Raw genomic sequence first — 13,209 nt, 5'->3', positions numbered from 1 at the left:
CATGTCACGCGCAAGCCTGGACAAGGACCCGCACGAAGTCGCCGCGATGTTCGACGGCGTCGCGGACGGGTACGACCGGGCGAACTCGTTCATGACCTTCGGCTTCGACCGGCGCTGGCGCACCACCACCGCGCGCGTGCTCGACGCCCGCCGCGGCGAGAAGGTCCTGGACCTGGCCGCCGGCACCGGCGTGTCCACCGTCGAGTACGCCCGCGGCGGCGCCTGGTGCCTGGCCGCGGACTTCTCGTTCGGCATGCTGCGCGCGGGCAAGCACCGGAACGTGCCGATGGTTGCGGCCGACGCGCTCAACCTGCCGTTCGCCGACGACAGCTTCGACGCCGTGACGATCTCCCTCGCCCTGCGCAACTTCGTCGACACGAAGGCCGCGCTCACCGAGATCGCCCGCGTGGTGAAGCCGGGTGGCCGGCTGGTGATCTGCGAGGTCTCGACCCCGCCGTTCGCCCCGATCCGGTTCATCCACCGGCGGTTCATGCTCAAGCTGCTCACGTGGGTCGGCAAGCGCACGTCGTCCAACCCCGAGGCCTACTCCTACCTGGCCGAATCGATGCTCGCGTGGCCCGACCAGCGCACCCTCGGCGAGATCATCGCGAGCGCGGGCTGGACCGACGTCGAGTGGTTGAACCTCACATTCGGCGTCGTGGCGATCCACCGCGCGCGCAAGCCTGCCTAAACTCGCGCTTATGAGCCGTCGTACCGCAGACCAGGACGCCGAAGTCATCGTCGTCGGCGCCGGACCCGCTGGGTCCACCGTGGCCACCTACCTGGCCCGCGCGGGCGTCGACGTCCTCCTGCTGGAGAAGACCGAGTTCCCGCGCGAGAAGGTCTGCGGCGACGGCCTGACCCCGCGCGGCGTCAAGCAGCTCATCGACCTGGGCATCGACACCAGCGAAGACGCCGGCTGGGTGCACAGCACCGGCCTCCGGATCCTCACCGGCGACCTGACGCTGGAGCTCGACTGGCCGGACCTGACGAGCTACCCGCCGTACGGCGTTTCCCGCACCCGCCACGACTTCGACGACCTCCTCGCGAAGCTCGCCGTGAAGGCCGGCGCGCGGCTGTACGAGCGCACGACCGTGACCAGCGCGATCACGAACGCGGCCGGGCGCGTGGTCGGCGTCGAGGCGAAGGTCGGCCCGGAGCGGACGCCGGTGAAGTACTACGCGCCGCTGGTCCTGGCCTGCGACGGCGTGTCCGCGCGGCTCGCGCTCAGCGTCGGCATCCAGAAGAACGAGAAGCGCCCGATGGGCGTGGCGGTGCGCCAGTACTACAAGAGCCCGCGTCACGACGACCCGTTCATCGAGGGCCACCTCGAGCTGTGGGACCGCTCCGACCCGCGGAACCCGAAGCTGCTGCCGGGCTACGGCTGGGCGTTCCCGCTCGGCGACGGCACGGTCAACGTCGGCCTCGGCATGCTCTCGACGTCGGCGTCGTTCCGGAACACCGACTACCGCGCGCTGCTGCGCCAGTGGCTCGACGGGACGCCGGAGGAGTGGGGCTACCGCGAGGAGAACGCGATCGGCAAGGTCGGCGGCGCCGGCCTCCCGATGGGCTTCAACCGCACCCCGCACTACCGCGACGGCCTGCTGCTGCTCGGTGACGCGGGCGGCATGGTCAGCCCGTTCAACGGCGAAGGCATCTCGGCCGCGATGGAGTCCGCGCAGATCGCGGCGGAGGTCGTCGTCCAGGCTTTGGCCCGCCGCGAAGGCCCCTCACGGGAACGCGCCCTGGAGGCGTACCCGCGGGCGGTCCGCGAGCTGATGGGCGGCTACTACCAGCTGGGCAACGTGTTCGCGAAGATCATCGGCAAGCCGAAGATCATGCACGCGTGCACGAAGTACGGGCTGCGCATCAACAAGCTGCTGCCGCTGGTCTACAAGGGCCTCTCGGGCTGCTACGACGCCAAGGGCGGCGACGGCGTCGACCGCCTGATCTCGGCCCTCGCGAAGGCGGCTCCGAGCCCCCGCTGACGCTTCTCACCAGGGCGGCACTTTCACGTGAAAGTGCCGCCCTTCTCGCGCGCGGACACACGGGTGGCCTAGCAAGTTGGCCGTGCGGTCAGTGGGATCGGTCACACGTCGCTGCCTGGATTGTCCGGCCATCGAGCGATCTGACGAGCTTTCGCGCAGGTCGCGCGCGGGCCGTCATCGGGCCGTGACAACGTTGGCGTCAGAAGTTAGGTCACCCTTATAACACGGGGGCCTAGGGACAAGACTGTGAGTCGCGTCCTAGACTCCCCCCATGCTTTGTGAATCCCTTCACATCCGCGACGAGTGGCTTGTGAACTATTTCACAAGCACCGCGCGGTCCAGCCACGGGCCGTAAGGAGACCCTGACCCTCGGCGGTGTGACCCAGGTCCCTTAGGGTGCCGACGAGGCCAAGCGGTTCCCACCACAAGCACAACCGCATCGGCGCGGAAAGGATGGCGAAGACCCCGTGCTGACGTTGCTGACCCGAACCGACACGGTGCAGCTGGCGCAAGAGGCCCCCAGCCTGAAGCCCTACCTGCCCATCGTGATCTTGTTCGTCCTGGCGCTCGGCTTCGCCGTGCTGTCGGTCCTGCTGGGCCCGCTCGTCGGCCCCAGCCGGTACAACAAGGCCAAGCTCTCCGCCTACGAGTGCGGCATCGAGCCGTCGCCGCAGCCGCTCGTCGGCGCCGGGCGGATGCCGGTCGCGTACTACATCACCGCGATGCTGTTCATCCTGTTCGACATCGAGATGGTCTTCCTCTACCCGTTCGCCGTGCAGGCGGACGCGCTGGGCACGTTCGGCCTGGTGGAGATCCTGCTGTTCATCGCGACGGTCGGCTTCGCGTACGCCTACGTGTGGCGGCGCGGCGGCCTGGATTGGAACTAGACCCATGGGCCTCGAAGAGAAACTCCCCAACGGCATCCTGCTGGCCAGCCTCGAAGGCCTCGTCAACTGGGCGCGCAAGAACTCGCTCTGGCCCGCCACGTTCGGGCTCGCCTGCTGCGCGATCGAGATGATGACGGTCGGCGGTTCCCGCTACGACATCGCCCGCTTCGGCATGGAGCGCTTCAGCGCGACGCCGCGGCAGGCCGACCTGATGATCGTCGCCGGGCGCGTCACGCAGAAGATGGCCCCGGTCCTGCGTCAGATCTACGACCAGATGGCCGAGCCGCGCTGGGTGCTCGCCATGGGCGTCTGCGCCTCCTCCGGCGGCATGTTCAACAACTACGCCGTGGTCCAGGGCGTCGACCACATCGTGCCGGTCGACATGTACCTGCCCGGCTGCCCGCCGCGGCCGGAGATGCTGCTGGACGCGATCCTCAAGCTGCACGCCAAGATCCAGGACGAGCCGATCAACGCCCGCCGCGCCGCCATCCGCGCGGCCAGCGGGGCGCGCACCGAGCTCGTCGCGTCGTCGATCAAGTACGCGAAGAAGTAGAGCGATGACTGAGAACCCCCAACCCGGCGAAGAGCAGTCGAGCGCCGAGCGTGCCGAAACCGGCCTGACGGCGAAGGGCCCGGGCGCGGCCGAACCGGTCGTCACCGGCCGCGAACGCCAGGGCATGTTCGGTGTCCACGGCACCGGCGACACCTCGGGCTACGGCGGTGTCCGGCTCCCGGCCTACAGCCCCGCGCCGGCCGAACGCCCGTACGGCGGCTGGTTCGACCAGTTCGCCGACGAGTTCTACGCGGCGCTGGCCGACCACAAGATCCCCGCCGAGTCGATCCTGCAGACGACGGTCGACCGCGGCGAGATCAGCTTCTACGTCGACCGCGAGAAGCTGGTCGAGATCGCGAAGGTCCTGCGCGACGACGGCGGCCTGCGCTTCGAGCTGCTGTCCTCGGTGTCCGGAGTGGACTACGGCGTCGACGTCCCGCAGCGGCTGCACTCGGTGTACCACTTCACGTCGCTGACCTACCGCCGCCGGATCCGCCTCGAGGTCACCCTCGACGTCGAGGACCCGCACGTGCCGTCGCTGGTCGGGATCTACCCGACCGCGGACTGGCAGGAGCGCGAGACCTGGGACATGTTCGGCATCGTCTACGACGGTCACCCGGCACTGACCCGCATCCTCATGCCGGACGACTGGGACGGCCACCCCCAGCGCAAGGACTACCCGCTCGGCGGGATCCCGGTCGAATACAAGGGCGCGGAGATCCCGCCGCCGGACCAGCGGAGGTCGTACTCGTGAGCACCGAGAACCTTTCCGACGTCACGACCGGGACGAGCACCACGCCGGAAGGCAGCGACAGCTCCGACGACGTCAACTACGCGGATTCCCGCGACACCACCGAAGGCCGCGTCTACTCGGTCTCCGGCGGCGACTGGGACGACGTCGTCGCCGACGCGGCGCACGACGAGCGCATGGTCATCAACATGGGCCCGCAGCACCCGTCGACGCACGGCGTGCTCCGGCTCGTGCTGGAGATGGAGGGCGAGACCGTCACGCAGCTGCGGTCGGTCATCGGCTACCTCCACACCGGCATCGAGAAGAACTGCGAGTACCGGACCTGGACCCAGGGCGTCACCTTCGTGACGCGGATGGACTACCTGGCCCCGCTTTCGACGGAGATGGCGTACTGCCTCGGCGTCGAGAAGCTGCTGCAGATCGAAGCCCCGCGCCGCGCGCAGCTGCTGCGCGTGCTGCTGCTGGAGATCAACCGCATCGGCTCGCACCTCGTCTACATCGCCACCGGCGGCATGGAGCTCGGCGCCACCACCGCGATGACGCTCGGTTTCCGCGAGCGCGAAGAGGTGCTGCACCTGCTGGAGCACCTGACCGGCCTGCGCATGAACCACGCGTTCATCCGCCCCGGCGGTCTCGCGCAGGACATGCCGGCGGACTACCGCGAGAAGGTCACTGAATTCGTCAAGACGATGAAGAAGCGCCTTCCGCTGTACGACAAGCTCTTCACCGGTCAGCCGATCTGGCGCAACCGGCTCAAGGGCGTCGGGTACCTGCCGGTCGACGCGTGCCTCGCGCTCGGCGTCACCGGCCCGGTGCTGCGGTCCGCGGGCCTGCCGTGGGACCTGCGCAAGACCGAGCCGTACTCCTGCTACGACGAGTTCGACTTCGACGTGCCCGTGGACAACGGCGCCGACTGCTGGTCGCGCTACCTGATCCGCGTCCACGAGATGCACGAGAGCCTCAAGATCATCGAGCAGTGCCTGGAGAAGCTCGAGCCGGGCCCGGTCATGGTCGAGGACAAGAAGATCGCGTGGCCCGCGCAGCTGTCCATCGGCAGCGACGGCATGGGCAACTCGCTCGAGCACGTCAAGAAGATCATGGGCCAGTCGATGGAGTCCCTGATCCACCACTTCAAGCTGGTCACCGAGGGCTTCAAGGTTCCGGCCGGCCAGGTCTACACCTCGGTCGAGTCGCCGCGCGGCGAGCTGGGCGCGCACCTGGTCTCCGACGGCGGCACCCGGCCGCTGCGGGTCCACGTGCGCGAACCGAGCTTCGTGAACCTGCAGTCGATGCCCGCAATGGCCGAAGGCGGCCTGGTCGCGGACGTGATCGCCGCGATCGCCTCGATCGACCCCGTCATGGGGGGAGTGGACCGATGAGCACAGCTGTTCCCGAACCCGGGCCCAACGACGCCGTGACGACGCACGCCGCGGCCGGGCCGGACGTCGACGTGGTCGCCATCGCGCCGGACCCCGCGGTGGCCGCCGGGATCATCACCGAGACGCCGCTCGAAGACATCTTCGACGCCGGCACCACGGCCCAGGCGCAGGAGATCATCGCCCGGTACCCGATGTCCCGCTCGGCGCTGCTGCCGATGCTGCACCTCGTGCAGTCCGTGCAGGGGTACGTCAGCCAGGAGGGCATCGCGTTCTGCGCGCGGCAGCTCGACCTGTCCGACGCCGAGGTCAGCGCGGTCGCGACGTTCTACACGATGTACAAGCGCAAGCCGTGCGGCGAGCACCTCGTGAGCGTCTGCACCAACACGCTGTGCGCGGCCATGGGCGGCGACGCGATCTACAAGCGGCTCCAGACGCACCTGGGTTCCGAGGAAGCGCCGCTGGGGCACAACGAAACCGCGGGCACGCCGAACGAGCCGGGCTCGATCACCCTCGAGCACGCCGAGTGCCTCGCGGCCTGCGACCTCGCGCCGGTCATCCAGGTCAACTACGAGTACTTCGACAACCAGACCGAGGACAAGGCCGTCGCGCTCGTCGACGCGTTGCAGGCGGGCAAGAAGCCGGCGCCGACGCGCGGCGCGCCGCTGTCCAGCTTCAAGGGCGCCGAGCTGCAGCTCGCCGGGTTCTTCCCGGAGGACGAGCGCCAGTACCGCGCGGACGTCGACGGTCCTTCGCAGGCCGTCGAGACGCTGCGGGGCGCGAAGCTCGCCCAGGACCGCGGCTGGGTCGCCCCGGTGGCTTCCGATGTGCCGTTGCCAGAAGTGGAGAAGAAGTAATGGCTGACCCCATCACTCCGGTTCTGACGAAGCGCTGGCTGTCGCCGAACTCCTGGCAGATCGGGACGTACGAGGCACTCGAGGGCTACACCGCCGTCCGCAAGGCACTGGCCGGGACGCCGGAGCAGCTCGTCCAGGTGGTCAAGGACTCCGGCCTGCGCGGCCGCGGCGGCGCGGGCTTCCCGGCCGGCATCAAGTGGTCGTTCATGCCGCCGAACTTCGACAAGCCGCACTACCTGGTGATCAACGCCGACGAAGGCGAACCCGGTACCTGCAAGGACATCCCGCTGATGATGGCGGACCCGCACTCGCTGATTGAGGGCTGCATCATCGCCTCGTACGCGATGCGGTCCAACCACTGCTTCATCTACGTCCGCGGCGAGGCGCTGCACTGCATCCGCCGCCTCAACGCGGCTGTGCGCGAAGCCGAAGCGGCGGGCTACCTGGGCGAGAACATCCTCGGCTCGGGGTTCGACCTCAAGATCACCGTCCACGCGGGCGCGGGCGCGTACATCTGCGGCGAGGAGACGGCGCTGCTCGACTCCCTCGAGGGACGTCGTGGCCAGCCCCGGCTCAAGCCGCCGTTCCCCGCGGCCGCCGGCCTGTACGCCGCGCCGACCACGGTCAACAACGTCGAGACCATCGCGAGCGCGCCGTTCATCGTCAACGGCGGCTCCAGCTGGTTCCGCGAGATGGGCCGCGAGAAGTCGCCCGGCCCGAAGATCTACTCGATCTCCGGCCACGTCGAGAAGCCCGGCCAGTACGAGTGCCCGCTCGGCACCACGCTGCGCGAGCTGCTGGACATGGCGGGCGGCATGAAGGACGGCGTCCCGCTCAAGTTCTGGACCCCGGGCGGCTCGTCCACCCCGATGTTCACCGCCGAGCACCTCGACGTTCCCCTGGACTTCGAAGGCGCGGCGGAAGCCGGGTCGATGCTGGGCACCACCGCCGTCCAGGTCTTCAACGAGACCGTGTCGGTGCCGTGGGCCGTGATGAAGTGGACGCAGTTCTACGAGCACGAGTCCTGCGGCAAGTGCACGCCGTGCCGCGAAGGCACGTACTGGCTGGCGCAGATCCTCGAGCGCATGGTCGAGGGCCACGGCACCGAGGAGGACATCGACACCCTCCTCGACGTCTGCGACAACATCCTCGGCCGGTCGTTCTGCGCCCTCGGCGACGGCGCGGTGTCGCCGATCCAGAGCGGCATCAAGTACTTCCGCGAGGAGTTCCTCGCGCTGTGCGAAGCGAACCGCCACGAACAGACGAAGCCCGAACTCGTGGGAGCGCAGGCATGACGATCGCGCCCGACAAGCCCGAGACCACCGAGACGCCGGTCCCCGAGGGCCACGTCAAGCTGGTCATCGACGGCGAAGAGGTCATCGCCCCCAAGGGCGAGCTGCTGATCCGCACGGCCGAACGCCTCGGCACGGTCATCCCGCGGTTCTGCGACCACCCGCTCCTCGACCCGGCGGGCGCCTGCCGCCAGTGCCTGGTCGAGGTCGAGATGGGCGGCCGGCCGATGCCGAAGCCGCAGGCGTCCTGCACGATGACCGTCGCCGACGGCATGGTCGTCAAGACGCAGCTGACGTCGCCGGTCGCGGACAAGGCCCAGCAGGGTGTGATGGAGCTGCTGCTCATCAACCACCCGCTGGACTGCCCGATCTGCGACAAGGGCGGCGAGTGCCCGCTGCAGAACCAGGCGCTGGCCCACGGCCGCACGGAGTCCCGGTTCGTCGACACCAAGCGGACGTTCCCGAAGCCGCTGCCGATCTCCACGCAGGTGCTGCTCGACCGCGAACGCTGCGTGCTCTGCCAGCGCTGCACCCGGTTCTCCCGCGAGATCGCCGGCGACCCGTTCATCGAGCTGCTCGAGCGCGGCGCGCACCAGCAGATCGGCACCGCGGAGACGGCGGACGTCCTGGACCTGGCGTCGCGGACGACGTCCGGCCAGCCGTTCCAGAGCTACTTCTCCGGCAACGTCATCCAGATCTGCCCGGTCGGGGCCCTGACGAGCGCGGCGTACCGGTTCCGGTCGCGGCCGTTCGACCTGGTGTCCTCGCCGAGCGTCTGCGAGCACTGCTCGTCCGGCTGCGCCGAGCGCACCGACTTCCGGCGCGGCAAGGTCCAGCGCAAGCTGGCCGGCGACGACCCCGAGGTCAACGAGGAGTGGATCTGCGACAAGGGCCGCTTCGCCTTCCGCTACACCGGCGCCGAGGACCGCATCAAGCGGCCGCTGGTCCGCAACCGCGAGACCGGTGAGCTGGAAGAAGCGTCCTGGACCGACGCGCTGCGCGCCGCCGCCGAGGGCCTCACCGCGGCCCGTTCGAACGGTGGCGTCGGCGTCCTGCCCGGTGGCCGGCTGACCGTCGAGGACGCTTACGCGTACTCGAAGTTCGCCCGCGTCGCGTTGCAGACCAACGACGTCGACTTCCGCGCCCGGCCGCACTCGGCCGAGGAGCTGGCGTTCCTCACCTCGCACGTCGTGGGCGTGACGCCCGAATCCGGCGTCACCTTCGGCGAAATCGAGCGGGCCCGCACGGTCCTGTGCGTCGCGTTCGAGCCCGAGGACGAGGCCCCGATCGTGTTCCTGCGGCTGCGCAAGGCGGCCCGCAAGAACCGCACCCGGGTCGTCCACTTGGGACAGTGGACGACGTCGTCGGTGCGCAAGACGTTCGGCGAGCTGCTCGCCTGCGTCCCCGGCCAGGAGGCCGCGGCCGTCGAAGGCATCGCCAAGCACGCGCCGGACCTCGACGAGGGCCTGCGCGGCGAAGGCGCGGTCGTCCTGGTCGGCGAGCGCGCCGCCCAGGTGCCCGGCCTGTTCTCCGCGCTGCACGACCTGGTCGAGCGCACCGGCGTCCGGCTCGCGTGGATCCCGCGCCGCGCCGGCGACCGCGGTGCGCTGGCCACCGGCTGCGTGCCGACGCTGCTGCCGGGCGGACACCGGGTGGGCGACGACGCCGCGCGCGTCGCCGTCGAGAACGCTTGGGGCGTCCCGATCCCGGCGACGCCGGGCCGCGACACCACCGGCATCCTGCAGGCGGCCTCGGCCCGCGAGCTCGGCGGCCTGGTCGTCGGCGGCGTCGACCCGTTCGACCTGCCGGACCCGGACCTCGCGCTGCGCGCGCTGGACAACGCCGGCTTCGTCGTCAGCCTCGAACTCCGCCACAGCGCGGTGACCGAGCGCGCGGACGTCGTGCTCCCGGTGGCGGCGTCGGACGAGAAGTCCGGCAGCTACCTCAACTGGGAGGGCCGGACCCGGCCGTTCGACACGACCATCGAAGGCACCGGCGCCCTGCCGGACTGCCGGGTGCTCGACACCCTCGCCGTCGAGATGGACGCGGACCTGTTCACGCAGACGCCGGCCGCCGCCCGTGGCGACTTCGAGAAGCTCGGCCCGGCCTCGGCGCTGCGCTGGGGTCCGGTGGAGGCGGCGACCGGCGGTGCGACCGCGGCTCCGGGCGCGGGCCAGGCGGTGCTGTCGACCTGGCGCCAGCTCATCGACAACGGGTCCCTGCAGGACGGCGAGCCGCACCTCAAGGGCACCCAGCGCACGCCGGTCGCGCGGCTGTCCGCGAAGACCGCGGAGGGGCTGGGCGTCACCGTGCGGGTGAGCACCGACCGCGGCGCGATCACGCTGCCGGTGGAGATCGCGGACCTGCCCGACGGCGTCGTGTGGCTGCCGGGCAACTCCGACGGCTCCGCCGTGTTCAAGACGCTCGGCGCCGGGCACGGCGCCGTCGTGAACCTCGCTGGGGGTGAGCAATGATCCCGCTGCTGACACAGGCCACCGACGTTCCCCTGGGCAGCGTCCCGGACGCGGCGACGCGGGCGGCGCTGCTGGCGGACGACCCGTTCTGGCTGATCCTGATCAAGTGCGTGGTCATCCTGCTGATCGGGCCGATCATGACGATCTTCCTGATCGTCTGGGAGCGCAAGGCGGTCGGCCGGATGCAGAACCGGCCCGGCCCCAACCGGGTCGGCCCGGGCGGCTACCTGCAGTCCCTCGCGGACGCGATCAAGCTGCCGTTCAAGGAACAGATCATCCCGGACACCGCCGACCGCAAGGTGTACTTCCTCGCGCCGGTGATGTGCGTGGTGCCGTCGCTGATCGCGCTGTCGGCCATCCCGTTCGGGCCGGTCGTGTCGATCTTCGGCGAGCGGACCGTGCTGCAGCTGCTCGACCTGCCGGTCAGCGCGCTGGTGATCCTGGCCTGCTCCTCGATCGGCGTCTACGGCATCGTGCTCGCCGGCTGGTCGTCGGGCTCGCCGTACCCGCTGCTCGGCGGCATGCGCAGCGCCGCGCAGGTGATCTCCTACGAGATCGCGATGGGTCTCTCGATCGTCGCGGTGATCCTGCAGGCGGGTTCGCTGAACCTGGCCGACATCGTCGGCGCGCAGCACAAGGCGTGGTTCCTCTACCTGGTCCCGAGTTTCGTGATCTACCTGATCTCGATGGTCGGTGAGACCAACCGCGCCCCGTTCGACCTCCCCGAGGCCGAGTCGGAGCTGGTCGGCGGCTTCCACACCGAGTACAGCTCGATGAAGTTCGCGATGTTCTTCCTCGCCGAGTACGTCAACATGGTGATCGTCTCGGCGTTCGCGACGACGCTGTTCCTCGGCGGCTGGATGGCCCCGTGGCCGCTGTCGCTGATCGGGAACAACGTCCTCAACACCGGCTGGTGGCCGGTGCTGTGGTTCTTCGCGAAGATGTTCGTCCTGCTCTTCGGGTTCATCTGGCTGCGCGGCACGCTGCCCCGCCTGCGCTACGACCAGTTCATGCGCCTGGGCTGGAAGGTCCTGGTCCCGCTGAACCTGGTGTGGATCATCATGGTGACCTTCGCGAAGGTCATCGCCTGGAACACCGCGTCCATCATCATCGCCGCGGTCGCCATCTTCATCGTCGTCGCCCTGTTCTTCTACGTCCGCGCGTCGGGCCGCGAAGAGGAGAGCGAGACCGTGCCGGTGACCGGTGGCGGTTTCCCGGTCCCGCCGCTGGACCTCAAGGTTCCGCAGACCACCCCGCGTCAGAAGGCCCTGGCCAAGGCCGAGGCGAAGGCGGCCCGCCGCAAGCCGGCGGCCGTCGGTACCGCAAAGGAAGGAGCGCAAGATGGGGTTTCTTGATCCCGTCAAGGGCTTCGGCGTCACCTTCGGGATGATGTTCAAGAAGGTCGCCACCGAGGAGTACCCGGAGGCGGGCGCGCCCGCCGCGCCGCGGTACCACGGGCGCCACCAGCTGAACCGCCACCCGGACGGCCTCGAGAAGTGCGTCGGCTGCGAGCTGTGCGCCTGGGCGTGCCCGGCGGACGCGATCTTCGTCGAGGGCGGTGACAACACCGAGGAGGCCCGGTTCTCGCCGGGCGAGCGGTACGGCGCGGACTACCAGATCAACTACCTGCGCTGCATCGGCTGCGGCCTCTGCATCGAGGCGTGCCCGACGCGGTCGCTGACGATGATCAACTTCTACGAGCTGGCCGACGACGACCGCCAGCGGCTGATCTACACGAAGGAAGACCTGCTCGCCCCGCTGCTGCCCGGCATGGAGCAGCCGCCGCACCCGATGCGGCTCGGTGAGAACGAGCAGGACTACTACGTGAACGGCCCCGAGCTGGCTCGCGGGGAGGGCGTCAAGTGATCGCCGCCCTTCTCGCCCAGGCGCCGACCGGTGCTGCCGCCGGCGTCACGACCGGCGAGGCCATCGCGTTCTGGATCCTCGGCCCGCTCTCGCTGCTCGGCGCGCTCGGCATGATCTTCTCCCGCAACGCCGTCCACTCGGCGCTGTGGCTGGTCCTGACGATGCTGAGCCTGGGCGCGCTGTACATGATCCAGTCGGCGCCGTTCCTGGGCTTCACCCAGATCATCGTCTACACCGGCGCGATCATGATGCTGTTCCTGTTCGTGCTGATGCTGGTCGGCCGGGAAAGCTCCGACTCCGTCGTCGAAGTCCTGCGCGGCCAGCGGCTCGCCGCCACCGTGCTCGGCATCGGGATGGCCGCGCTGCTGGCCACCGGCATCTACCGGGCGCTGGAGAACGTCACCCCGGCGACGCCGCTCGACTCGACGACGTCGGCCGGCGGCGGCCCCGCGGGCCTCGGGAAGCTGATCTTTACCGACTACCTGTTCCCGTTCGAGCTGACGTCGGCGCTGCTCATCACCGCCGCGATCGGCGCGATGGTGCTGGCCTTCACCGACCGGCACGGCAAGGGCGGCAAGAAGACGCAGAAGGAACTGGTCGTCGAGCGCTTCCGCGGCGAGCACGACCGGCCCTCGCCGCTGCCCGGCCCGGGCGTCTTCGCCACCGCGAACTCCGTCGCCACGCCGGCGCTGCTGCCGGACGGCTCGGTCGCCCCGGAGTCGCTCTCGGCGATCATCGAGTCCACCTCGGCGATCGAGCTGGCGAAGGAACGCAAGCTCGTCTCGGACGAGGGCCCGCACCCGGACGCGCACGCGCTGGTCGGCACCGACAGTTCCGATTCCGAGGGGGAGAAGGCATGACCCCGACGTACTACCTGCTGCTGTCGGCGCTGCTGTTCGCGCTCGGCGCGGTCGGCGTGCTGGTGCGGCGCAACGCGATCGTCGTGTTCATGTGCATCGAGCTGATGCTCAACGCCGTGAACCTGTCGCTGGTCACCTTCGCCCGGATCAACGGCGGGCTCGACGGCCAGATCATGGCGTTCTTCGTCATGGTCGTCGCGGCCGCCGAGGTCGTGGTCGGCCTGGCGATCATCATGGCCATCTTCCGCACCCGGCGCTCGGCCTCGGTCGACGACACCAACCTGCTGAAGTACTAGGAGACACCG

13 protein-coding genes are annotated in these 13,209 nt (G+C 69.6%); all 13 read left to right on the top strand.

Going from position 1 to position 13,209, the window contains the following annotated elements; translation table 11 throughout:
- The first annotated feature begins 1 nt into the window (after position 1).
- The 13 genes from ACIQWX_RS02925 (at position 2) to nuoK (ending at position 13,200) form a co-directional block, all read left to right on the top strand.
- Entirely contained in the window at positions 2-691 is a 690-nt protein-coding gene (locus tag ACIQWX_RS02925; RefSeq protein ID WP_400864690.1) for a demethylmenaquinone methyltransferase, read from the top strand.
- 10 nt (positions 692-701) lie between these two features.
- Complete coding sequence (locus ACIQWX_RS02920) at positions 702-1,988, top strand: geranylgeranyl reductase family protein (RefSeq protein ID WP_400864687.1); 1,287 nt, start codon at positions 702-704, stop codon at positions 1,986-1,988.
- 467 nt (positions 1,989-2,455) lie between these two features.
- Positions 2,456-2,875 (top strand): NADH-quinone oxidoreductase subunit A, encoded by a 420-nt coding sequence (locus ACIQWX_RS02915; RefSeq protein ID WP_086838657.1) that lies wholly within the window; start codon positions 2,456-2,458, stop codon positions 2,873-2,875.
- A gap of 4 nt (positions 2,876-2,879) precedes the next feature.
- Positions 2,880-3,428: an NADH-quinone oxidoreductase subunit B family protein gene (locus ACIQWX_RS02910; protein WP_086678877.1), complete on the top strand. Its 549-nt coding sequence runs from the start codon at positions 2,880-2,882 to the stop codon at positions 3,426-3,428.
- Positions 3,429-3,432: 4 nt separating this feature from the next.
- Positions 3,433-4,182 (top strand): NADH-quinone oxidoreductase subunit C, encoded by a 750-nt coding sequence (locus ACIQWX_RS02905; RefSeq protein ID WP_400864682.1) that lies wholly within the window; start codon positions 3,433-3,435, stop codon positions 4,180-4,182.
- A complete protein-coding gene (locus ACIQWX_RS02900) occupies positions 4,179-5,558 on the top strand; it encodes an NADH-quinone oxidoreductase subunit D (RefSeq protein ID WP_400864679.1) in 1,380 nt (459 codons plus the stop codon). Before ACIQWX_RS02905 ends, ACIQWX_RS02900 begins: the two co-directional genes overlap by 4 nt.
- A complete protein-coding gene (gene nuoE / locus ACIQWX_RS02895; RefSeq protein ID WP_400864676.1) occupies positions 5,555-6,412 on the top strand; it encodes an NADH-quinone oxidoreductase subunit NuoE in 858 nt (285 codons plus the stop codon). Before ACIQWX_RS02900 ends, nuoE begins: the two co-directional genes overlap by 4 nt.
- Positions 6,412-7,707: an NADH-quinone oxidoreductase subunit NuoF gene (nuoF, locus tag ACIQWX_RS02890; RefSeq protein WP_400864673.1), complete on the top strand. Its 1,296-nt coding sequence runs from the start codon at positions 6,412-6,414 to the stop codon at positions 7,705-7,707. The genes nuoE and nuoF overlap by 1 nt, the downstream gene beginning before the upstream one ends.
- A complete protein-coding gene (locus ACIQWX_RS02885) occupies positions 7,704-10,178 on the top strand; it encodes an NADH-quinone oxidoreductase subunit G (RefSeq protein WP_400864670.1) in 2,475 nt (824 codons plus the stop codon). The genes nuoF and ACIQWX_RS02885 overlap by 4 nt, the downstream gene beginning before the upstream one ends.
- Positions 10,175-11,533, top strand: coding sequence for an NADH-quinone oxidoreductase subunit NuoH (gene nuoH / locus ACIQWX_RS02880; RefSeq protein WP_400864667.1), 1,359 nt, complete (start codon positions 10,175-10,177; stop codon positions 11,531-11,533). The genes ACIQWX_RS02885 and nuoH overlap by 4 nt, the downstream gene beginning before the upstream one ends.
- Positions 11,520-12,044 carry an NADH-quinone oxidoreductase subunit NuoI gene (nuoI, locus tag ACIQWX_RS02875; protein WP_086678351.1) on the top strand — a complete coding sequence of 175 codons (525 nt, stop codon included), beginning with the start codon at positions 11,520-11,522 and terminating at the stop codon, positions 12,042-12,044. Before nuoH ends, nuoI begins: the two co-directional genes overlap by 14 nt.
- Positions 12,041-12,904 carry an NADH-quinone oxidoreductase subunit J gene (locus ACIQWX_RS02870; protein ID WP_400864663.1) on the top strand — a complete coding sequence of 288 codons (864 nt, stop codon included), beginning with the start codon at positions 12,041-12,043 and terminating at the stop codon, positions 12,902-12,904. The genes nuoI and ACIQWX_RS02870 overlap by 4 nt, the downstream gene beginning before the upstream one ends.
- Complete coding sequence (gene nuoK, locus ACIQWX_RS02865; protein WP_003081840.1) at positions 12,901-13,200, top strand: NADH-quinone oxidoreductase subunit NuoK; 300 nt, start codon at positions 12,901-12,903, stop codon at positions 13,198-13,200. The genes ACIQWX_RS02870 and nuoK overlap by 4 nt, the downstream gene beginning before the upstream one ends.
- Positions 13,201-13,209 lie beyond the last annotated feature (9 nt).

Source organism: Amycolatopsis sp. NPDC098790 (assembly GCF_044759945.1).
GTDB lineage: Bacteria > Actinomycetota > Actinomycetes > Mycobacteriales > Pseudonocardiaceae > Amycolatopsis.
This window is presented reverse-complemented; position numbering and strand designations above follow the sequence as displayed.

Bases quoted from the DNA above. Each gene is read 5' to 3' on its own strand.
- ACIQWX_RS02910 (WP_086678877.1), top strand. From the start codon at position 2,880: ATGGGCCTCGAAGAGAAACTCCCCAACGGCATCCTGCTGGCCAGCCTC.
- nuoH (WP_400864667.1), top strand. From the start codon at position 10,175: ATGATCCCGCTGCTGACACAGGCCACCGACGTTCCCCTGGGCAGCGTC.
- nuoE (WP_400864676.1), top strand. From the start codon at position 5,555: ATGAGCACAGCTGTTCCCGAACCCGGGCCCAACGACGCCGTGACGACG.
- nuoI (WP_086678351.1), top strand. From the start codon at position 11,520: ATGGGGTTTCTTGATCCCGTCAAGGGCTTCGGCGTCACCTTCGGGATG.
- nuoF (WP_400864673.1), top strand. From the start codon at position 6,412: ATGGCTGACCCCATCACTCCGGTTCTGACGAAGCGCTGGCTGTCGCCG.
- ACIQWX_RS02920 (WP_400864687.1), top strand. From the start codon at position 702: ATGAGCCGTCGTACCGCAGACCAGGACGCCGAAGTCATCGTCGTCGGC.
- ACIQWX_RS02905 (WP_400864682.1), top strand. From the start codon at position 3,433: ATGACTGAGAACCCCCAACCCGGCGAAGAGCAGTCGAGCGCCGAGCGT.
- ACIQWX_RS02885 (WP_400864670.1), top strand. From the start codon at position 7,704: ATGACGATCGCGCCCGACAAGCCCGAGACCACCGAGACGCCGGTCCCC.
- nuoK (WP_003081840.1), top strand. From the start codon at position 12,901: ATGACCCCGACGTACTACCTGCTGCTGTCGGCGCTGCTGTTCGCGCTC.
- ACIQWX_RS02925 (WP_400864690.1), top strand. From the start codon at position 2: ATGTCACGCGCAAGCCTGGACAAGGACCCGCACGAAGTCGCCGCGATG.